This window comes from Paraburkholderia sp. BL6669N2 (assembly GCF_003387275.1).
Lineage (GTDB): Bacteria > Pseudomonadota > Gammaproteobacteria > Burkholderiales > Burkholderiaceae > Paraburkholderia.
This window is the reverse complement of record NZ_QUNA01000001.1, coordinates 1753085-1774513: the sequence shown is the minus strand read 5'-3', so window position 1 is coordinate 1774513 and position 21429 is coordinate 1753085. Positions and strand designations below refer to the sequence as shown.

22 protein-coding genes are annotated in these 21429 nt (G+C 56.7%); 15 read left to right on the top strand and 7 right to left on the bottom strand.

Going from position 1 to position 21429, the window contains the following annotated elements:
- The first annotated feature begins 11 nt into the window (after positions 1-11).
- The 8 genes from B0G80_RS08175 to B0G80_RS08140 are packed head-to-tail and all read left to right on the top strand — an operon-like array spanning position 12 to position 5185.
- Positions 12-890 (top strand): hypothetical protein, encoded by an 879-nt coding sequence (locus B0G80_RS08175; protein WP_116117650.1) that lies wholly within the window; start codon positions 12-14, stop codon positions 888-890.
- Positions 887-2785: a glycosyl hydrolase family 28-related protein gene (locus B0G80_RS08170; protein WP_116117649.1), complete on the top strand. Its 1899-nt coding sequence runs from the start codon at positions 887-889 to the stop codon at positions 2783-2785. Before B0G80_RS08175 ends, B0G80_RS08170 begins: the two co-directional genes overlap by 4 nt.
- Positions 2786-2793: 8 nt before the next feature.
- Entirely contained in the window at positions 2794-3039 is a 246-nt protein-coding gene (locus B0G80_RS08165) for a hypothetical protein (RefSeq protein WP_116117648.1), read from the top strand.
- 48 nt (positions 3040-3087) lie between these two features.
- Entirely contained in the window at positions 3088-3699 is a 612-nt protein-coding gene (locus B0G80_RS08160; RefSeq protein ID WP_116117647.1) for a lysozyme, read from the top strand.
- Positions 3696-4100: a hypothetical protein gene (locus tag B0G80_RS08155; RefSeq protein ID WP_116117646.1), complete on the top strand. Its 405-nt coding sequence runs from the start codon at positions 3696-3698 to the stop codon at positions 4098-4100. The genes B0G80_RS08160 and B0G80_RS08155 overlap by 4 nt, the downstream gene beginning before the upstream one ends.
- 53 nt (positions 4101-4153) lie before the next feature.
- On the top strand, positions 4154-4495 hold the full coding sequence (locus tag B0G80_RS08150; protein ID WP_116117645.1) for a phage holin family protein: 342 nt from the start codon (positions 4154-4156) through the stop codon (positions 4493-4495).
- Positions 4492-4914: a hypothetical protein gene (locus B0G80_RS08145; RefSeq protein WP_116117644.1), complete on the top strand. Its 423-nt coding sequence runs from the start codon at positions 4492-4494 to the stop codon at positions 4912-4914. Before B0G80_RS08150 ends, B0G80_RS08145 begins: the two co-directional genes overlap by 4 nt.
- A 55-nt stretch (positions 4915-4969) precedes the next feature.
- Positions 4970-5185: a hypothetical protein gene (locus tag B0G80_RS08140; RefSeq protein ID WP_147309842.1), complete on the top strand. Its 216-nt coding sequence runs from the start codon at positions 4970-4972 to the stop codon at positions 5183-5185.
- Between the two features lie 363 nt (positions 5186-5548).
- Here the strand turns inward: B0G80_RS08140 and B0G80_RS08135 are convergent, their stop codons facing one another.
- A complete protein-coding gene (locus tag B0G80_RS08135; protein WP_147309841.1) occupies positions 5549-6157 on the bottom strand; it encodes a hypothetical protein in 609 nt (202 codons plus the stop codon).
- A gap of 108 nt (positions 6158-6265) precedes the next feature.
- Here B0G80_RS08135 and B0G80_RS08130 point away from each other — a divergent pair, with 108 nt between their 5' ends.
- Positions 6266-7057 (top strand): DNA adenine methylase, encoded by a 792-nt coding sequence (locus B0G80_RS08130; RefSeq protein ID WP_116117641.1) that lies wholly within the window; start codon positions 6266-6268, stop codon positions 7055-7057.
- A 239-nt stretch (positions 7058-7296) separates the two neighbouring features.
- Positions 7297-8340, top strand: a complete 1044-nt coding sequence (locus B0G80_RS08125; protein WP_116117640.1) for an acyltransferase — start codon at positions 7297-7299, stop codon at positions 8338-8340.
- A gap of 92 nt (positions 8341-8432) precedes the next feature.
- Here the strand turns inward: B0G80_RS08125 and B0G80_RS08120 are convergent, their stop codons facing one another.
- Together B0G80_RS08120 and B0G80_RS45745 are read right to left on the bottom strand one after the other, a co-directional pair.
- The gene (locus B0G80_RS08120) at positions 8433-8801 is read right to left on the bottom strand and encodes a hypothetical protein (RefSeq protein ID WP_116117639.1); all 369 of its coding nucleotides are present in this window, start codon (positions 8799-8801) and stop codon (positions 8433-8435) included.
- Positions 8794-8955 carry a hypothetical protein gene (locus B0G80_RS45745; protein WP_171991629.1) on the bottom strand — a complete coding sequence of 54 codons (162 nt, stop codon included), beginning with the start codon at positions 8953-8955 and terminating at the stop codon, positions 8794-8796. Before B0G80_RS45745 ends, B0G80_RS08120 begins: the two co-directional genes overlap by 8 nt.
- Positions 8956-9335: 380 nt before the next feature.
- On the opposite strand from B0G80_RS45745, the gene B0G80_RS08115 reads away from it, so the two are divergent.
- The 4 genes from B0G80_RS08115 (at position 9336) to B0G80_RS08100 (ending at position 13803) form a co-directional block, all read left to right on the top strand.
- Positions 9336-9662, top strand: a complete 327-nt coding sequence (locus B0G80_RS08115) for a hypothetical protein (RefSeq protein WP_116117638.1) — start codon at positions 9336-9338, stop codon at positions 9660-9662.
- A gap of 488 nt (positions 9663-10150) precedes the next feature.
- Entirely contained in the window at positions 10151-10867 is a 717-nt protein-coding gene (locus tag B0G80_RS08110; protein ID WP_116117637.1) for a hypothetical protein, read from the top strand.
- Positions 10864-12477 (top strand): hypothetical protein, encoded by a 1614-nt coding sequence (locus B0G80_RS08105; protein ID WP_220377453.1) that lies wholly within the window; start codon positions 10864-10866, stop codon positions 12475-12477. Before B0G80_RS08110 ends, B0G80_RS08105 begins: the two co-directional genes overlap by 4 nt.
- 456 nt (positions 12478-12933) lie before the next feature.
- Complete coding sequence (locus B0G80_RS08100; RefSeq protein ID WP_116117636.1) at positions 12934-13803, top strand: TIR domain-containing protein; 870 nt, start codon at positions 12934-12936, stop codon at positions 13801-13803.
- 842 nt (positions 13804-14645) lie between these two features.
- Here the strand turns inward: B0G80_RS08100 and B0G80_RS45195 are convergent.
- The 4 genes from B0G80_RS45195 to B0G80_RS08080 all read right to left on the bottom strand — a co-directional run bounded on the left by B0G80_RS45195 (position 14646) and on the right by B0G80_RS08080 (position 20049).
- Positions 14646-15572, bottom strand: a complete 927-nt coding sequence (locus B0G80_RS45195; protein ID WP_147309840.1) for a hypothetical protein — start codon at positions 15570-15572, stop codon at positions 14646-14648.
- A 408-nt stretch (positions 15573-15980) separates the two neighbouring features.
- The gene (locus tag B0G80_RS08090) at positions 15981-17255 is read right to left on the bottom strand and encodes a YiiX/YebB-like N1pC/P60 family cysteine hydrolase (protein ID WP_116117634.1); all 1275 of its coding nucleotides are present in this window, start codon (positions 17253-17255) and stop codon (positions 15981-15983) included.
- Positions 17256-17745: 490 nt separating this feature from the next.
- On the bottom strand, positions 17746-19044 hold the full coding sequence (gene lplT, locus B0G80_RS08085) for a lysophospholipid transporter LplT (RefSeq protein ID WP_106279524.1): 1299 nt from the start codon (positions 19042-19044) through the stop codon (positions 17746-17748).
- A 201-nt stretch (positions 19045-19245) separates the two neighbouring features.
- A complete protein-coding gene (locus B0G80_RS08080; protein WP_106279526.1) occupies positions 19246-20049 on the bottom strand; it encodes an inositol monophosphatase family protein in 804 nt (267 codons plus the stop codon).
- A gap of 407 nt (positions 20050-20456) precedes the next feature.
- On the opposite strand from B0G80_RS08080, the gene B0G80_RS08075 reads away from it, so the two are divergent.
- Positions 20457-21275 (top strand): RNA methyltransferase, encoded by an 819-nt coding sequence (locus B0G80_RS08075; protein WP_116119572.1) that lies wholly within the window; start codon positions 20457-20459, stop codon positions 21273-21275.
- Positions 21276-21429: the final 154 nt, after the last annotated feature.

Genomic DNA, 21429 nt, shown 5'->3' with positions numbered 1-21429 from the left:
GGGACAAGCGCATGGCAAAACTCATGCTGGGGTTTCCGAACCAGACGGACGCCGGGGTGCTTTCGGGTGGCGCATGGCAGGTGCCGCTCACGAACCTGCAGGACCCACGTCTGTCACGTGTGACTCGTAGCACAACAGCGCTGATGGCTGATACGCAGTTCGATGTGGACCTGAAGGTGTCGCGCAAGGTGTCGATGTTCGCGATGATTCGGCACAACCTGACACTCAATGGACGCTATCGGATCCGCGTGTCGCGCGATCCGGATTTCAACACGTCCGTGTTTGACTCAACGCTCAGCTCTCCGCTTTATGGCTCAGTGTGGCGGCAGGCATGGCCACGGCTCTACAGCCCGTCGATGCTTGACTGGGAAGATCCGAACTGGTGGGACGGGCGGCTACCGGAGGACCAGCGCAAGAGCTATCCCGCGCTGATTCTATGCGTGATAAAGACGCCTGTCTTCGGCCGCTACGTCCGATTCGAATTCTCTGACGAGGGCAATCCAGATGGGTATCTCGAATTCGGCCGTGTGTTCGTGTCGCAGGCGTGGTCGCCGACGAATAACGCGAGCTACAACCCGCAGCTTGGCTGGGAGTTCGATACCACGATGGATAGGGCAGTCGACGGGACGCCGTATTTCGAGCGGCGCAACGGCCGGCGCGTGCAGAAATTCTCGCTCGACTGGCTCTCCGACGACGAAGCGTACGGCCGGGTGTTCGAAACACAGCGGGCAGCAGGCATCGACCAGGAGCTGCTGTTTGTGTGGGACAGCGACGACGCGATCAATCTGCTGCGGCACTCCTTTCTTGCCCGCATGCGGCAGATCAATCCGCTACAGCTTTCGTTCCTCAACAACCATACCAATGCCTTCGAGCTCGAGGAAATTCGATGAGCAAAGTAACTTTCCCCCTGACCGGACATCAGTACTCCGACGACGGCAGTACCGATCGTGACATGCTTGACGGCGGGCATACAGAGTATCTGTTGCCGATGCTGCAAGAAACGGTTGAGACCGCCCAGTCAGCGGTTGATGCGCGGGCCTCGGCGTTGGAGTCAGCAAGTCAGGCTAGCGATCATGCGCAAGCCACCGCCCATGATGCAGCGATGGTAGCGCAAGATCGTCAGGCTGCTGAAGCGGCAGCTGCAGCAGCTCATGCGGACGCGGCGACTGTCAGCATTCCACTGCTGACCGGCAACGCGGGTCGCGTGCTTGGTGTTGCAGGGGACGGAGCATCGATGGTGTGGGAGGACATGAGTCCGTACACCAGAGACGCGGAGCTGGCTGACCCTGCCAGGGGCGTCAAAATGGTCGCACACGCCGTGGACGATCGGGACCTGGCAGACCCAGAAAAAGGCGTATCGATGGTTGCGCACGCTGCCGACGATCGCCTGATCGCAGCACCGAGCGGCGCATCATTGGTCGGCTTTAAAGGTGCATTGGCCGGCTCGGTTGCGCGAACGGTGGCAGATGATCTCAATGACGGGTTCGCTAACCCGAAGCGCTTCGGCGCAAAAGGTAACGGCAGCGCTGACGACACGGCAGCAATTCAATCGGCGATCGATGTACTGGCCGCAGCTGGTGGCGGTGTGATCCGTTTCCCCAACGGCAATTATTTCTGCAACGTCGTGCTCAAGGATGGCGTGCATCTGGTCACTGGTGCGGAGCATTTCGGTTATCTGGCTCAGGTAGGTGGTCCGATTGCCGGAGTCACACTGTCGCAAGCAGCGCCAGGTTTTGTGGTTGACACTCCGGCCACCCTGAAGCGGGGCGTACTGAGCGTTAAGGGCATCAACCTTCAGGGTCTAGGTGCAGCCTATGCCGGTGGAGGTGTGCGCTTCCAGGGAACCAGGTGGGGAGCGATCAAGTGCTGCTCGGCCAATGGTTTCGCCGATCAGGCCTTTCTCCATAGCAACGGCTGGGGAGTGGTATTCGAAGATCTGCTGGCCACCAACTGTCTCCTCAATCCGACTCGCACTGGTGTTGTTGGGGTTCTGGAGACGCATGGCACGGATGACTTTATCAATAGAGTCGAGATGGCCGGGCAGTCTGCCGCCACTGTGACCGACGCTAATCTTTTTCGGGCAGCGATTGCTGTCTATGGCGCTAACAGCTTCTTGAGCAATGCTGTTGGGGAGCAAGCGGATCGTGGGATCTACATCGGCCCTCAGTCCGGAGCTGGCCATCGTATGGCGTTGTGTCGCGGTGATAGTAACGGTGGCGTGGGATTCTGGATTGATGGCAATGTGATCGGCTCGGTTTGTACGGCCTATAACAATAGCTTGGCAGGTTCAGGCCTTTACTCTGGCTTCTATGCCAGCGCAACATCGAGTGGCTGCAAGTTCTCTTCCTGTAGATCGGATGGTCACGACGCGACGATCCCGCAGAAGTACGGCTATGAGGACTATGTCAGCAATTCGAACGCCAACGTCCGCAACAGCTACATTGATTGCGGCGGCTTCTACAACACCTCGGGCCTGTTTCTGACGCAGGGATTTCTCGGCTCCGGTGTGGTCAATCCGCCTCAAGCCATCCGCCCAGCCGATGGAACAACGATAGTCGATGTGACAGGCACGAGCCTCGTGGTATTCGCAGGCTATGGCACGGCGACGACTGTGACCAATTTCACGGGGGGCGCGGAAGGGGACACGATCCGCGTGCTCGGTGATGCGCAGGTCACGATCGCCAATGGCTCGGGTATCAACACGCCCACCGGTGCGGCTGTGGCCCTTGCGGATAAGACGATGTACACGTTCACACAATACAACGGCGTCTGGTACATGGGATAGGAAATGTAATGCGTTCAATTGAAGCCGCAATCATGGAGGCGATCCCGCAGGACAAGTGTCTGCACGTCATTTTTGGGATGCTTATTTTTGCGATCGGGCACTTCGTCACCTGGCAGGTCGGTATTGCCTGTGTGGCAGCGGTCGGAATTCTCAAAGAGGTGCTGGATCACTTCACCGGCGGAGACGTATCCGTCTGGGATGTCATTGCAACCCTGACAGGCGGATTGATCGGGCTCGTCTGTTTCGCCAGATAGTCCGCCGACAAATCAGATTTTTTTCGACCACCTTCGGGTGGTTTTTTTATGGCCGTTCCGATCCCGTATCGGCGCGGCCTTTTTCATTGGGGGCTGCACTTGAACGAGGACCTGAAATATTCCGACCAGGGCATGTCGCTCACGGAGAACGCAGAGACGCTTGTCCTGTTCGCGTATCCGGATCCAGCGTCGCCGCTCGCCAAGGCCCTGCAGGCGCGGGGGCTATGGCAGCGGGTGCTCGCTGGTGGGGCGATTCCACCCGATCTCGGCTCCCTGAACGGTGCGCCGTGGACGGGCGGCTGGGGTCATACCGGCCCGGACGTCAGGCCCGGCATGGTGATCACGCGCGACATGGCCGTCGACTGGTTGCGCGCGGACGTGCGCGGAGCCGAAGCCGTGGTGAAGCGCGACGTCAAAGTTGCTTTGAACCAGGAGGAATACGACGCGCTCGTCGACCTCGTGTTCAACATTGGCAGCGGCAATTTCGACGCATCGACGCTTTTGCGCAAGCTGAATACCGGCGATACAGACGGCGCAATTGCCGAATTCGCGCGTTGGAATCTGGCGGGCGGCAAGGTGCTTGGGGGGCTGGTCAAGCGGCGCGAAGCAGAGCGCGTGCTGTTCCGGCTCGGCGCAAATCACGCGAGGGCCGCCGCATGAAAGACGATGCCCTTGCGAGATTCATCTATGCATACCTCGCGGTCTATATCGCTATTGCTGCATTTACCGCGCCGTGCTCGGCGACGTCGGTGATGCTCACGCGTGATGGCTTCTGGGGGTACGCGGTGACGGTGGGGACTGCTGCACTTGCCCTTGTAGCGGCCGCCGACGTCGCGATCAACGACTGGTTGCCGGAACGATACATATTCCACTGGGCTCGGGCCCGCCGGCACTGGTTGTACGCGATAGCGGCGGCCTGTTATGTGACGCCGTTGTTCGCGGCGAGTGCGTACTTCGTCAATGCGGCGCAGGTCTTTTTTTACGTGGGCATGGCGCTGTTCGGGCTGGTGCTCGGTTATCGCGAAACACAGGCAAAACGGGGGATAACGTGCGCCGATTGATTCAATGGGGTTGGGGAGCGTGCGCGCTGCTCTGGGCAGCAGCGGCTTACGCGATGGTGCGGCAGACCGAGACGGCCCTCGCTGATGGCCTGGCGGGCATTCAGGGCGCGTCGCTTGTGCTGGCGATCCTGCTGGCACTCATTGGCGGGACGGCCAGTACGTTCCAGCGATTCGCCTCGAGCGATCCACCGGCGCGGTCGGCTCTGGTCGAGATCGGCAGTGTCATCACCGCGTCGATCGTTGCCGGTCTGTCCGCTTTCTTTTTTTGCGAGTGGCGAGAGTGGTCAGCGCCGCTCACCGCACTCGTGATCACACTGGCGAGCTGGGGCGGAAAGCGCGTGCTGGATCAGGCGCTTGATGCCGGCCTTCGCCGCATTCAGAGAGAAAAACCATGACGGACATTGTTGGCCGTATTGCGCTTGTCGTTGTCGGCCTGATCAGCGTGGTGCTGGCGATCGCGTGCACGGTGGAGTTTTTCGAGTTGCGCAGTGCACGCTCGGACTTTGTGAAGGCACAGCAGAAGGCGCAGGCGGACGATCAGTCGATAGGCACGCTTCGCTCGCAGCTCGCGACGTCGCAGGCGGATCTGGCTGCAGCGGCGTCGGGTGTGCAGGCCTGTTCGGCATCGATCACGCAGGCGGCTTCCGAGGCATTTACTGTTCGGGCGGCAGCAGCAGCGGCGCAAGCGGAGGCGGCGACGCAGGCGCAGTTATACCAGCGTCAGATCAACGCACTTTCCCAACGGATTCAGGATCCATCCAACCAGTCGGAGACATGCGATGCGGCATTCGATCGTTTGCGCGGCGCTCTGTAGCGCGCTGCTCGTTGTGCCCGGTTGCGGCACATCGCCGCCGGCACCAATTTCGCCGGTGGTCCACACCGAAACCATACAGGCAAAAATCGAGGTGCCAGTTCCGTGCATCGACTCGGTGCCGGATGCGCCTGGTTTCCTGTTCGATACCGAGTTGCTCGCACCGCCCAACGGTTCGGCTGTTGACAGGGTCTGGCGGGATCATCTTCAACGCAAGCAATGGCAGGGGCAACTTGAGGCGCTGCTGGTCGCGTGCGTTGGTGCGAAGAAATAAAAAAGAAGCCCGCCGGCGGACCACCGGCAGGCTCAAGGCATTTGAGGGATGGAATTCGCCACCAACGTTCCCTCAAACGGTCCGAGGCGCAGTGAGTGTAGGGCCCTGGCAGAACGTTCAGCACAGGAAGTGCGGGACAGGACAAACCAATGGCGGAAGAGGCCAACAAAAAAATGGGCCGCTGTGATGCACGAGCCGAAGCATCCGGGGATCAGCCGTCTGCATCGGCGATTCCAGGAGAGTTGTCGTACGCGTAACTAGTAACAGCGGGACGGGACCACGTATTGGCGGGATGGTCAACAACAAGATAACCCATCTGAGACTGATGGGCTAAAACGTCAGGGACGACCGAATGTGCCGTGACTAATGGCAGACGGGCGCTTGCATTGAACGAGCGTTCGCCTGCGCCGCCAAAATCGTTTGGTAACCGTTGATTTCCTCCAGAGCATTCTGGTAGACCGCATCGGCAACGTTATATAGCCCAATTTGACGGTCGCAACCTAGCCCAAGTACGGCCGTGGCCCGGCAGTCCCTCAAAGCGCCCGCTGCAGAGTTTCGTTTCTGCATTGCGTCTAACAGGTTGGCTCCCAATGCTTGCATGTCGAAGCCCCGAGTCATCGCTGCAATGCGCTGCTCCGAATCCGAATGCTGTTGAGAAGATACGCAGTCCATATGAAACTGAGCCTGAACGTGGGAGGCGACGACGATCGCCAAACAAGTTGCGCCTTGCATTACGAACTTCGACATTTTTAACATGGCGATGACCTTAGACGTAACGAGGCGCCTCACGCTTGCAGCGCCGCTTGGCGAGCGTATATGTGTAGGCGTCAGCGGGGAAAAATTGACGGAACTGGACAACGTTTTGTCGTTGAGCGGGGTCATTCGCTCAAGTTTGAAAAGCGAAGAAAAGTAACTTTGACCGGGCTTCGCCGCGCGGGAAAAGACAGGGCGACCGGGGGCATGTTGCCGCATGTCCCCGGCCACCTTTCCACTGCACCAGCCAGTGAATTAGCCAAAGGCCCTGACACCTACCGGTAGGCGGGCCGAATTCTAACCGAAAAAGAAAAGGCGATTCCAAATATGGCAAACCCTATCGTTCCCTGGATCGGCGGCAAGCGCCGTCTTGCAGACCATCTGATTCCGCGGTTCCCAAAGCATGAGTGCTATGTCGAGGTGTTCGCGGGCGGTGCGGCACTGTACTTTCTCCGGCCGCCGGCAGCCGTCGAAGTTATCAACGATATCAACGGCGATCTGATCAATCTATATCGCGTCGTGCAGCACCACCTCGAGGAGTTCGTGCGCCAGTTCAAATGGGCACTCACGAGCCGACAGGTGTTCAGATGGTTGCAGGAGACGATCCCGGAAACCCTCACCGATATCCAGCGCGCAGCCCGCTTCTATTACCTGCAGCACAACTGTTTCGGCGCAAGGATTGAGGGTCAATCATTCGGGACGGCCACCACTACGCCGCCCGGTCTGAACCTGCTGCGGCTCGAAGAGACGCTGTCGGCTGCGCACCTTCGGCTTTCCAACACATTCGTCGAGCACTTGGATTGGAAGACGTGCATTGACCGATACGATCGGCCGCATACGCTGTTCTATCTGGATCCGCCGTACTGGGAGACCGAAGGCTACGGTTTGCCGTTTCCCTATGAGGAGTACGTCGCCATGGCGGCTCGACTGCGCAACTTGAAAGGCAAAGCGATCATCAGCCTGAATGATCATCCGGCGATCCGTCAGGCCTTCGAGGGGTTCCACATCGAAACTGTCGACATCAAATACACCGTTGGCGGTGGCGGGAAGGAGGCAGCGCGCACGGAGGTGATCATTTTCAGTTGGGACGATGCGGCGGATCCAGCTGGCTTGTTTTGATTGAGGACACGCCGTATGCAGGGGCGCTCGTGCACGTCCCAGTGATGCCGTCGAGCGTTGCCTTTTCGCTTGGTGGCGCCACTCGCCGGGCTTGCCGCGCGGGTTGATTTCGGTCAAAACGATGTCTTTATAAGCCGTGTCTTACCAGTCCTTGCCGCTGGGCAAGATCATGCATCTGATGCCCGTGCTCATCTTCGCCAGTCGCGGAGGGCACAGGCCCAACGCACGACGGCGATGAAATGAAAAAAATCGAACAGATTCAATATCTGCGGGCTCTCGCAGCTCTCCTTGTGGTCGCATACCACGCGCCGGCCACGATCGCAGGGTTCAGTGACTCGCTTCCCCAATTGAGCGTTGGAGCGTTCGGGGTCGACATATTCTTCGTTATCAGTGGGTTCATCATGGGATCGCTCGGCGAAACCGGCCAAGGAGGGAGAGTCGATTTTCTTCTCAAACGGATCGTCAGGATTGTTCCAATGTATTGGCTGGTCACGCTGGTGACCGTTGGATTAGCGTTCATTGCGCCTCATCTCATGCGTTCAACGGTGGTTGATATCTCCAGCATTGTCAAGAGCCTTCTGTTTATCCCTCATTTCTCGCTCGGCCATCCCGGCAGTATTTGGCCGATCGTAGTTCCCGGATGGACATTGAGTTATGAGATGTTTTTTTATGCGGTTTTCGCGCTTGTTATATCTGGTACTCAAATATCGAGAGCGACACTTTTGTCCGTGGTGTTCGTCGCTTTGATTATTGGCGGGCTAGCTATTCGTCCTTCAGACCCGATTGCGCTAACGTACACAAGCACCCTGCTATTTGAGTTTGTAATGGGCCTTTGGATTGCGATTGCTTATCGGCGAGGCGTGCTCCCATCGCACAGACTTGCCTGCGTACTCGTTGTCGTCGCGGTCCTGCTGCTTTGGGGTAGCGGCACTGCGTACCGTGGCATCAACAAGGGAGTTCCGGCTGCCGCGATCGTGCTCGGGTCGCTCGTCATCCTGAATCGTTCTAGATGGCCGCTGCTCGGGTTAATTGGCGACGCCTCTTACTCAATTTATCTGATGCAATTTTTCTCGTTTGGGGTAACCAGAGCGCTTTGGGTGGCATCCGGAATCGGGTCGTCCGAGCCGTTGTACGGTGTGTTTTATGTTGCGTTTTCCTCTGTGGGATGCATTGTCACGGGCGTGGCAACGTATTGGTTTGTAGAGCGCCCGATTACAGCGTATTTGGGTGGAATAGTTCGCCGCCGCAGTATGCATCAGTTGCGCCTGCCGAGCAGTGGTTAGCAGGGCGACGGTCCGCTGCGCACCGATATGAGACATTCCCACGAAGCATTGCAAGCCCGCCTTGAGCGGGCTTCGTATGCAAGGCTTTCTCGTTACTTCGAGAGCTTCTTTCGGAGCAAGTCGGTCATCTTCGCCTTGGCTCGAACAACGAATTGGTCTTCCGTTTCGTCGGGCAATGGGATTCCGAGAGACTGGCTCAGTTCGTCCGTAAAGTCTTCACTTTGCACGATTTCTTTCACGCCTTGAGCAAAGCTTTGCTCGGTTTCCTTCCCCCCAAAAATCGCAGCGGCGTCGCTGATTCCCGCAATGGTGGAGGTCAGGTTGCTTTTCAGTGCAAGTGCCGTACTCTGAAGCGCAGTCGCTCCCTGTTGAGATTTTAAAAACTCTTTGAAGCTCTTCTTCTCGCCGTCTTCGATAGCGAGTTTTTCAGTGATAGGCAGATTCGGCTTGAAGTTAGGCATTGGCTTTTCCGTCCTTGTTTGCTTTGAAGAAAGCGCGGAACATTGCTTCGAAGGTATCTACCACTGCCTTGATAATTGCTTCCTTGGCAGACTCTGGGAGCTTGTTCCAAAGTCCCATAATCATGCTGAAAAGCTTTGCTAGAAACTCGAACATCGTCTATATCCCCGTGTATGGTGCACTCACATTCTAGCGGCTTTGCTGTGGCGAGGGCGACGTGTCATCAAACACGGCGAATGACCGAAACCCGTTCAAGTTCCGCCACACGTCGCCGTCGAGCATGCGTCGCCTCCTGGCCGATTGTCGCCGGATGAACGCGATCGAACTGGACTGCGTTGGTCGGCTGAAGCGCTGAACGGGGAGGTTTCGTAAGCTACGGATCTGCTACAGCATGGGTAGCCATCTATATCTGACGGGCCTTGCGCCTGTCATTCCGCCCCCTGAACTATGGACGATTTCAAGCGGCCGAAGCGGCGCCTGGTTATACTATATCGTCGGGAAAACCGATTTACGATATCTCTTATGGGGAGCATACAATGGGACGTTGGACGCAGAATCAGGCCGAGGCAGTACACATTTCGCGCATTTCACAGGAGCTGCCGATTGTGGGCATTGTCCGAGTCTTCTTTAAGAACGGACAGACGGTCGAAGGTGCACTTCGCGGCATGCACACTGGGAACAATGCGGGGGAGGGAGGTGTTTGGCGGTACAGGGCAGGCATCGAACTCGAAACCTTGAAAAGGCAAAAACTCGACGTCGATCTTCTCGATGTGTCCTCCGTCGTGAGCGCTTGGGATGATCTCTCCGAGGAATATGAGCGCAACGGCCTGATCAAAATCATCGATTTGCCGAAGAACGGCTAATCAACGGACGAGAATGGAGACGTTGACGTGGCTACCTCGCGACGCGGCGAGTGGTTAAAATGGATGGTCAATTAATCCACCCTTTTGAATTTAAAAGAAAATAGACGGCCTGCAAAGCCGTTTCGGCCGCTGAATCTCACTAACCTTCGTGCCCGCAAAGCAACTTTGGACGTCCCAGTTCGACCCACTACAGCCTCTCAACTGGGCACGAGCGCAACGGCCGCTTTGTACTGCATCAGCGCCGCCGGCGTGCCCTCAGCAAAGCTGAGCGTAACGCACATCGTTAGTTCCCCCCGTCTCCCCCATCGACCCAATATAGATAGTCCGTCCGGCTTTCATCGATACTGGTGGGACTGGCAGCGCTATGCCACAGAGCAACACATTTTGGCAGGATCGGACGACCTAAGCGTGAGTGTATTAGATTAGAATCAGCTGCCTGCAGGTGTGCAAATCCAGTCGTGTGAAACGGGCATCCCCAAAAACCAAGAATGAAAATTGATCAATATTATCAGAGGCTTAATAAGAAATCGCAGGCTATTTTTACTGCGACGCTTGAGCGGCCTGAGGTACTTGCTAAGGGACACAGCGCCGCGCTTGACTTATACCGCTTGAGATCCTGTATCGACGGCGACGAAGCTACGATGCTTGACGTTGTATGTACCCAATTTGAAACGAGTTGCTTAGCCCTGACATACGGCTTGTACCGATCAGCGTTTACATCGCTTCGGCTAGCACTCGAATTTGGACTGGGCGCATTGCATTTCTCAACGAACAAACTAGCATATCGCGAATGGCGCAATGGACTCACGGAGGCCGACATAAAATGGGCAACAATCAATAGTGAAGATTCTGGCGTATTTTCACAGCGATTTGCTTCGGCTTTTTTCCCCGCGTTAAACGAGCACATGGGAGATTACAGGAAACGTGCCGCCCAAGTTTATCGGAAATTATCGGAGTATGTGCACGGGAATAACGCTACGTGGAAGGCAACTGGCCTTGCACTTTCATACAATTCGGTCTTGCATGATTCGTTCCTTGCGCATCTGAAGGAGGTTAGCGAGATTATTATCTTTGGTATTTGTTGTCGCTTTCTGAGTGAGTTAACTCCCGCTCAGCTTGAGGAAATTGAGCCGATTTTGATACCAACATTCGCGTATATAGAACCTATCCGAACTCTTCTCGGCGGCCCGAAGGATAGCAAATGAACGAATTTTATCTCAGAACAGAAAGCATTAAAGCAGATGAGATTTTTGATCTATTTGTTGCCGGCAAAGAAGATCTCAATATCATCAAAGCACTTCGTTCACCAGAGCCGTGTATTCTAGAGGGCTCCCGAGGCACTGGAAAATCATTCTTGATGCGAATTGCGCAGCAAGAAATTGATGCAAGTGAAAATACTTGTGTGCCGGTTTTTCTGTCATTCAATGTCAGCTCACTAATAAATACGGACGACGCGCATCAATTTTATCATTGGATGCTGGCGAAATCGCTTAGGGCCTTGCTGAACGCCTTGAAGAAAAAAGGTTTCGCAGTTTCAACATTTAGTGCAGGGCTCCTGAGCAGAGATGAAATGGACGACGGGGAGGCCATCGAGAGAAATCTTGAGAAACTCGTTAAGGAATTTGAGGCGTCCTACAAGAGCGGTGCCTCGGTGAATATTGACGCGTTGCCAGATATCGAAGAAGTGAAAGAGGCAATTCAAGAAATCTGCGTCGATAATGGCATTAGTCGAGTTTATTTTTTCTTCGACGAAGCCGCTCACGTTTTTCGCCCGGAGCAGCAGCGACAATTTTTCAGCCTATTCAAGGATCTACGCTCCCCCTATATTACATGCAATGCGGCCATATACCCCGGGGTAACGTATTTTGGCGACTCCTTTGAGCCGATACACGATTGCCTTTACAAAGTTATTGAGCGCGATATTCGCGACCCCGGATATATTCAGTATTTCAAAGAGATGGCGTTGAAGCAAGCTGACCAGGCCGTGCGCGATGCCATCATTAATAATGCTGATCTTTTCGCGACACTAGCTTTTTCCGGGGGCGGAAATCCTCGGATGATATTGAAAACCATTCAGGATTTGCCAAAATTCAATAGCTCGAATGTGGATCAGATGCTAAAGGATTTTTATCGAACAAAAATCTGGGCGGAACATACTGCGCTAGGGGAAAAGTATAAGGGCCACAAAAGCCTCATCGATTGGGGACGGGATTTTCTGGAAAGAACGGTTATTCCTACACTTCAGTCATACAACGAAACGCGCAAACAAAAGCGTAGTGAAGAGTCCAGTATCTATTTCTGGATTCACAAGGATGCCCCGGAAACGGTAAAGGAGGCCTTGCGTCTATTGACGTACACTGGGATCATTCGAAAAACAGACGCAAGCATTCGCGCGACGCGTTCAGAATTAGGTGCGCGGTATGAGGTGAAATATGGATGTCTACTGTCGCTCTTTGCCAACCCGCATAGTGAGTCAAAGGACTTCTACCAGACATTATCGGTTAAAAAATATGTCGAATTCGGAAAGAGCCACTCGGCTTACTCATCGATATCAGAGCTATCATCCGCTATTGAGGACGATGAAAAATTCGTTACCTCAGTCCAGGCGATGATGCATCGTCCAATTTCCGTCTTGTCCATGCTGAGCAAGTGGCAAATAGAAAAATTGCAACAAGCCAAAATCCATTCTGTGGAAGATTTGTATAGAAAAACGGAAGCTGATCTCATTGAGCATATTTACGGAGTGGGTCCCGCACGTGCCCGAGTAATAAAGAATGCGGTTGCTGCTGAGTTGCTTGAGTATTTATCCGGCTAGAACGGAAATAAGCCGTTCATCGAAAGACTTTACGCTAACATCTGTATTCGTCTGTGGGCACGGCGGATTTGCCTGGCGGTTTCCGCTAGACGGTGGACGTCTGCTGCAGAGGCCCGTTCACCGTGCCTCAGTCTTTCGCAAGTGGCGCTTAGCCGCGCCATTCGATCAGGGCTCCGGTAGCTCGCTTGAATCACGACGGACGGCCGGTCGATACGTCCTACGCAATTAAGGATTCCACAGTGCGCCGTACAAGGGCGACCCGCAAATGTCCATCGACTCCTCGAAACCCGACATTCGGGTGTCCGCGGGAAGGTGCGGGCGAACGGCTGAACCTTGCCGGTCCGCGTCACTCATTCTCACCGACGCGCGATCGCTTTTGGTAACGCAACGTAAGGCGCTATGCGAAAATCGCATTCGTCAGCTAACTAACCCATATCGGATGGATCGGACGCACGCATGTACAACTTGCTCGTAACAGGTAACAACGAAGGTTGGAGCGGCGAGCCTTGGCTCATCGAAACCAGCAGATGCGTCAGGGAATACACCGACACCGAAATCACGAAGCGATTCGGCGAGCTTGATGCCACCGCCGTCAACGAGCTTCAACGCTTGCCGTGTATTTTCGCTTTCGAGGCGTCTTGGAAACAGGCACCAAAGTTCGGGGTTATTCGCAACATCACGCGTCGCCAGGACCAAGTACGCATCGAGTACGAAATAAGGGACGTCAGCCCATTCCTGTCAGCGGATGACCTGCAGTCGTTGGCGTTCGACTTGGACATTTCCAAGTGGGAGTTGAACAGGTCCCATTGGGCGGTGAAGGACGTCAATCTGGCCAAGGAGCTCAGGAACCGCGGAATCAACCTGCCTGCGTGGGCTCGTGACGTTACCAAGGCCGTGGATATTTCGACTCACTCGTTCCATGTGGCGCTGTCGTTCCCTGGCGAAGTGCGGCCCGTGGTTGAACAGATCGCTCAAGAGTTGGAGCGGTTGATTGGCCCGAACTCTTACTTCTACGATAACAACTATGTGTCCCAGCTTGCACGGCCGTCGCTTGACACCCTGCTTCAGGACATTTACAGAAACCGCTCTAAACTGATCGTGGTTTTCATCGGCGGCGACTATCAGTTGAAAGATTGGTGTGGCATAGAGTTTCGAGCGATCAAAGAAATCATCATGGAACGCGACCACAAAAAGATCATGTTCGTAAAAATGGACGATGGGTCAGTCGATGGCGTCTTCAAAACCGACGGCTACGTAGATAGCCAACGGTTCAGTCCGCAGGAAATCGCCCATTTTATTCAAGAGCGGGTTGAGCTATTTTCGTAGCGGACAGCGCGCAAACATTGGTCGACGACCCGACTAACATCATCTGCACAAGAAGGTCCGTTGTCTGGGTGAAAGCGACGTTCAAATGTCCGCGCAATGCCGTGGATGAGCGGCCGTTCATGGCCCGATTGTTGCCGGATCATGGCGCGAGGCGCGGCTGCAGCGTAACGCGCTGGTGCTCTTGCAGGGGAAATCTTGTTTGCTACAGATTCGCTACAGCAATAGTAGAAACCTATATCTGACAGGCCTTGCGCCTGTCATTCCACCCCCTGAACTACAGCGTAGCTTACACAAGAACGCAACGGACGCGTGGACGGGCGACGAAGCCCGGGGTGACTATCTGCTGTCGTTATCGAAGTAGGCGCCTAGTTGAGGCAACTGCTGTACCACTGAATCTGCGCGACGGCAGGCTGGGCCTGCAGAGTGGCCGTTTGTGGGACCGAGAGCGGCCGATGCTGTTGAAAAAGTCGTTGACGTCTCCCGCATAAGGTTTTTAGGGGTCGTCTTACCCTCAGCCGGCATTCGCGAGCGGTTTGTAGACCGATCTGAGAGGTCGATTTTTTCACCGCCGAGTTGAAAAAGCAGGGCAGCGACTTTTTCAATAGCATCGGTCAGCAAGAGTCATTAGCGGGCAAACTGCGAGCGTCCGCTAGCGATTCGGTTTGGGGAAGAGTGCATAGAGAGCGCGGCTTTTTATGTTGAAGTATCATTTCACTCTATGAATCCCTCTTGGCACCAACTTCTTATCGCGATCTAGGGGCTTCCCTGACGTGGTCGGGCGGCCGCAGCTAGGACGATTAGAGACCAGCAGTGTGTGTGCTTGCTTAGTCGAGAACAGTCGACTATTTTTTGCTTTTCGCAATCAGCTCGACAACCTTTTCCATCAAGTCCAGCTCATTCTTTTCGAGCTTACGTGATTCGATGATTTCGGTTGAAGCCCCTTTTTCAAGCCCTCCTACTCGAGAGAAGAAAGAATTATTTTTTACCAGCTCCATCGCATCAAGCGACGCTCCGTTCGCGGAAATAATATTGATTAAGGCTAGCGTCTCTTCTCTATTCCTTTTTACAGCTTCGTAGTATCTAAATTCGTCCATTGCAGAACGATATTGCCGCAAAAAGAAAAACGCGATCAGTTCTATAAAAAACAATATACCGATTCTTGGAATCGCGAATGCCATATCTTGTTCGATTGATTTCTGCTCCGCGAAGCCAGGCGGCAGATCGGACGTAAGAGTATAAAAGAAAAATAGGCCTGAAAAGGCAACCCCGACACCCACAAGGAGATAAACGCCTGCTCTTGCGTAGATGCTCTGGGATAGGCGTCGAGAGCTAAATGAATAGTAGGCAAAGAGCTTTATCGCCGAAGCTTCAGATAGCTCGGAAGCTGACATCATGTCCGATAACGCTCGAATCTCGGCCGTTCGTATTTCTTCATCGACAACAGACGCACGGGACAGGTCTTTCGATTCTACCTGTCGCTGCGCACGATTTCGCCGGATCCATTCTAGAGGTAGTGCGCCGAATATTAGGCGAAAGATTATTGGGGATATGATTAATAGGCCTGACGCCAGCAAATATGACCTTCGAACGTAAAGAATTTCTGCAAGCGGCGCACGATGTGCTGCAGCATCAAAAATAATAGTTGTAGATATTATGATTGCGCCGCACAAATACAGATACGTTTCGATCAGGCGGTTGATGCGTTCGCGTGCCCTTGCCGAAATAATGGCATCACGGCTGCCTGCATCGAGTCTATTCTCCGGGCTCATGATGTCCAATCTCCGTAAGCATAGGCGCAAAGCGATTCTAGCGCTTCGTTCATGCAATGTAACGTCGCGTGAAGCAACGTGGCCTTGATGGACTGCTTGCGACGTCGGAATTCGTCCCGTACTCGCTCCCATGGTTGCGTGCTACTCATTAAGGTAGTGGTCGACTGAATGACGACGGGTGACCAGATGCAGTTAGGTTGCAATGAAAAGCCGATGCTTGAGCTACGCGCGCGGCTGACCGCTCAGGGGCGACAAGGGAAATTTGCGGCGAGGCCGAGCTGGTGATGGGCGGGAGCTGGCCGAACTTCCGGGTTCGGCCACGAGCAGTCAACCGCATTCGACCGCCGAGCGTCGGTGAAGCGAGCAATTTCGGCCGTACGATACTCAACCGCAAGCACGACTGCGCGGTTAGAAAGGCTTCATCGATTCGTCGACGGAACGGATGCGAAAACAGTCGTCACAGAGGCGAAGCGTCCCCGGCCCAGCCGCCGGCATGCTCACCAAGGCGTAATCGCGGACCGGATCATCCGCACAGACACTGCACACATCCAAACTTCCCGTTGCCCTAATCGCCGCTTCCGCCATTGTGGCCTGCATGGGATTCCATTCGCGTAGCGAAGCAAACCACTCAGGCGTGTGCGGACGGAGCAGTTTGGCAGGCGCGGACTCAAGCAGTCCCCTGCGCTCAAGCCAAGTAGTTGCCGCATTAATGCGCCGACCGTGAAGCTGCGTCAGGAGGTTATACAGCTCTACCTGTAGGGCGAAGTACTGGCGGGGATGCAACGTGTTCACGGTCACGTAGCCAGCGTGGTTCAGAACAAAACGGTTTTGGCATAACTTTTCGTCTGCCAGCAGCTCTTCGCAGTATCTCTGTTTTCGTTCCGCCGAACCATCATGCCCCTCCATCGAAGCGACGTCATACTGCCAAGAATTTCTTTCGAATTCCTCGCGCCACAATTCCAGATACCCCGACGATCGCAGGGCATTCACAAGGTCAGCGTCTCCCTCCGGATGTTCAACCAAGAACGCATCGATGTCGTTGAGCGACTCAATCTCAGAGGACAGCTTGCGGGCCTCGCGAAGCAAGGCGTTGGTTGAGTCGCGCATTGCCTGAACGTTGTCAATATTCTCACGCCAGTCAGCCTCTTCTTCTGAACTGAGGTTTCGAAGCACATTAGGCACCTCCACGAGGGCTGCGCTCTTCAGCAACTCTCCGGGGTGACAAAAGTCGGCATCCGATACTAGGTGCATGCCGGCATAACGATAGGCCTGCGCGACCAAACGCGAACAGAACTGCCTCCGGCCGGCCACGAAACCAGCCAACACGCTCTTGGCGGCCTTGGGTATGGAGTATCGAGTCCCTACCGCAGCTCTGGCGAAAGAGATAACGGAGTGCAATTGGTCAGTGGTCAGCGGCGTCGCCGGTCGAAGCACATGACCAGCGCAGCCTGGCTCAAGAATGAGCCGCTCAAGGTTGCGTGCGTGCACACCGTCGCCGGTGGAATCGATCACACTCGACTTACCCACACAAATCATGGCATGAGAGATGTCCGCGCCGGTAACTGCACGGATCGCTTTGCTCATCCGGTCGGGCGTCGTCGTCAGGACAACATCGCCGGGCTGGATAAGGCCGGCGACGAACACGTTGGGCCGCAGTTCCGATTCATTCACTTCACAAGTCATATTGGGCATCGATTCGGTGCAGGTATTGAACGATAACCGCTTTTCGAGTCCGGTCCCACCCCCATTTAAGCCGGGCGACTGAACACGTTTAGCCAACTGCGTCGGGCGCTGCTCGAATGACTCCTTCGCCCCGAACAGGTGGCGCTCAGGAGCGTTACGCGAGCGGCGGAATTGAGTCGACAGCGGGCGGACAGGAATTTGGCGGGCGTAGTCGATGGCGTAGGCCGTCGCGCAACGCCTTATCTGGCGCGGGGGAGATACTGCTGCATCATCGGCGTGTGCTGTGCGACGTCGTTCGCCGCTGCGGTTTGAATGCCCATCCTCGGTATCTTCTTGCGTTAGCTGTTCAGGGCGTGAGTTTAACCTGACGGGACGGCGCGCGGACCTGGCCGGATGGCCAATCTGCGCTGCAAATCCGCATTCCCGCCAAACGCCGCGGCGAGCAGCCGACGCGAGCCGCACCGCACCGTGCCTCAGCCGCATGAAGGCTTCATTCTTCCACCATCGCCCGTATATCCACCGTGCGTTCGTTCACCGCGCTGCGCCGCTTGGCCAGCCACATCATGAAAGTGATGAACGTGCCGAACACAACGATGATCCACTGCGCCGGCATCTTCGCCGTAAGCAGCAGCGCGTAGACGCCGAGCATCAGCAGCACCGCGAGGTTCTGGTTGAAATTCTGCACGGCGATCGAATGCCCTGCGGACAGCAGCGTCGCGCCGCGATGCTGAAGGATCGCGTTCATTGGCACGATGAAAAACCCCGACAGCGCGCCGAGCAGAATCATCAGCGGATAGGCGAGCAGAATGTAAAACGGCATGACGTACGTGCCGATGCGAATGCCTGAACCGGGCGGGAACAGATCCTTGTTGTAGAACGCCATGGCGATCGCCACCGCGCCGGTCAGAATGCCGACCGGCAACACGCGCAGCGACTTGCGCAACGGAATTAGCGCAGCGGCCGCCGCCGCGCCGACTGCGATGCCGAGACCCGTGACGCCCTGCATGACCGCCGCCTTCGAGAGCGACAGCCCGAGATTCACGTTGGCCCATTTGAGCACCAGCAATTGCAGCGTGACCGCGCCGCCCCACATCAGGGTCGTCACCCACAGCGCGATCTGCGCGAGTTTGTCGGCCCACAGCACGTTGAAGCAATGATAGAAATCGCCGACCAGTTTCTTCGGTTCGCTCAGGCGGCTTTCATAACGCGCGCCAGTGTCGGGAATGAAGATGTTGATCGCGGCGGCGATCGCATAGGTCACCATCGTCGCGAACATGGCGAGATCGGCGGAGGAGCGGATCAGCGGCAGATGCGCATGCGCGACGAATTTGTCGGCGAAGGTGCTGATCAGCGCGCCGCCCACCATCGTGCCGACGATGGTCGACAGCACGGTGGCCGATTCGAGCCAAGCATTCGCCTTGACGAGTTTTTCCGCGGGCAGCAGTTCGGTGAGGATGCCGTACTTGGCCGGCGAATACGCGGCCGCGCCGAAGCCGACCACGCCGTAGGCAATCATCGGATGAACGCCCGCGATCATCATCAGGCAGCCGCTCGCCTTCAAAGCGTTGGAGATGAACATGACATGCCGCTTTTGCATCGAGTCGGCGAAAGCGCCGACGAACGGTGCAAGCAGCACGTACGAAACAGTGAAGAAAATCTGCAGCAGCGGCGTGACCCAGGCGGCCGAGCGAATCACGGAGAGCAGCGCGATGGCCGCGATCAACAGTGCATTGTCCGCCAGCGACGAAATAAACTGCGCCGCGATGATTGTGTAGAAGCCTTTTTTCATGAAGCGGATCGGAAGCTGCGCAAGACGGCGGGCGCAAGGCAGGGCGCAGCGAAAGACGCGCGAAACGCAGCCGGCAATGACCTGCGCCGGCGCGGCATTCCGCTTTGTAGCACGAACGCCCGCTGCATGCAGGCGCGCCAACAAAAAAGCGGCCGAAGCCGCTTTTTCATGTCCCGCTTGCCGGCGCCGCCCTCGTAGGGCTTACGCCGCTTGCTGACGCGTGCGGCTGTAGCGCGACAGGATCGGGATCATCTGCGCGTAGACCTTCGCGTTGCCCGCGACGATTTCGCCGACGTGCAGGAAATCCGAATCGCCGGTGTAGTTGCCGACCAGGCCACCCGCTTCCGTGATCAGCAGGCTGCCGGCGGCGACGTCCCACGCATTCAGGCCTTGCTCGAAGAAGCCGTCCATGCGGCCGGCGGCGACGTTTGCCAGATCGAGCGCGGCGGCGCCCGGACGGCGCAGGCCGGCGCACGCTTCGGTCATTTCAGCGAACTGGCGGCCGTACGCTTCCAGGCCGTCCCTTTCGCGGAACGGGAAGCCGGTGCCGATCAGGCCATCGGCCAGACGGTCGCGCTTGGCCACGCGGATGCGGCGATCGTTGAGGAACGCGCCACGGCCGCGCGAGGCGGTGAACAGGTCGTTGCGGGTCGGGTCGTAGACCACGGCCTGCGTCACGATGCCCTTGTGCGCGAGCGCGATCGACACGCAGTAGTACGGAAAACCGTGGATGAAATTGGTGGTGCCGTCGAGCGGATCGATGATCCACTGGTATTCGGATTCGTTATCCGACTTGCCGGATTCTTCGGCGAGGATGGCGTGATCGGGGTAGGCGGTCTTGAGCGTGTCGATGATCGCCGCTTCAGACGCTTTGTCGACCTCCGTGACGAAATCGTTGTGCTGTTTCTTGCTGACCTGGACGAGATCGAGATCGAGCGACGCGCGGGTGATGATCTGTGACGCGCGGCGCGCGGCCTTCACAGCGATATTGAGCATGGGATGCATGAGACTGGATCCTTGTGCCGGGGCAGCGCGGCTGCTGGCCGGAAAATGAGCGCTAACCTGCGCTAATTGGGCGCCCTCTAAGAGGCGCGGAAACAGCACGGAACGCTCGCCCGGTACAACCGGTGCGCATTCCGCCGACGGAGACGAATTGGATAAGAACGAGGCGTTCATGCAGTGCCAGACGGCAAAGCGGACGCGAATTCCGGCATTTTACCTGAGTCCGGACGCCGCGGCAGTGTTTGCGGGGCGGCGGTCGATTTGCCCGCGTTCTGCACGGCTCGGTCCGGCGTTCGCGAGCGCTTCGCCGCACATATCTGCATGCGCATCTGCGTTCATACCTGTGTTCGTTTCAGACCGGCCGCGGCGTTGGCGCTACCATACGCGTCTTTAGCCAGCCGAATTCCATCGTGGACCATACCCACCATTCCTCCGATCCCGCCGTAGCCGAACTGCGCGGCGGCTTCACCTCGACGCGCTTCGTGCTGGTCGAGCCGAGCCATCCGGGCAACGTCGGCGCTGCGGCACGCGCGCTGAAAACCATGGGTTTCTCGCGGCTCGTGCTGGTGTCGCCGCGCGTGCTGCACGTGCAAAGCGACCCGGAAGCCATCGCCATGGCGAGCGGAGCCGACGACGTGCTGGCGTCCGCGCACGTCGTGCCGACCCTCGCCGACGCCCTGAGCGGCGTGCACTGGTCGATTGCGCTGACGGCGCGGCTGCGAGAATATGGGCCGCCGCAGTGGACGCCGCGTGCCGCCGCCGGTATCGCGCGTGAACAGGCGGTGCATGGCGAGATCGCGCTGGTGTTCGGCAACGAGCGCACGGGTTTGTCGAACGAGGACGTCGAGCGATGCAGCGCGCTGGCGCATATTCCCGCCAATCCTGCTTACAGCTCGCTCAACCTCGCGCAGGCCGTGCAGGTGTTGGCGTATGAACTGCGCACGATGTATCTGTCGGCCGACAGCGGCCCGGCCGTGCCTCAGGCGGCGGAGGAGGGCGAACCCGTCGGCGCGCGCGCCGCCAGCGACGAAATCGAGAGCATGTTCACGCATCTGGAAAGCGCGCTCGTCGCGCTCGATTTTCTCGACCCGGCCAATCCGAAGAAGCTGATGTCGCGCCTGCGCCGCCTGTTTGCGCGCTCGGGTCTCGAACGCGAGGAAGTGAATATCGTGCGCGGCATCGCCAAACACATTCTGTTGAAGAGCAAGCCCAAGGACGACGCCTCCTGAAGGCCGTGTGTCATACCTGACCTGAATGCCTCCCCGTTAGCCGGCGACGACCCCGCCGGCAGCGTGGGCTTCCGGCAGGTTTTCCGCAATCCCCCTACAATCCTCAAAACGTTCTAAGCAAAGCTGCCGCCGTGCTATGCGGCGAGCCACGCCG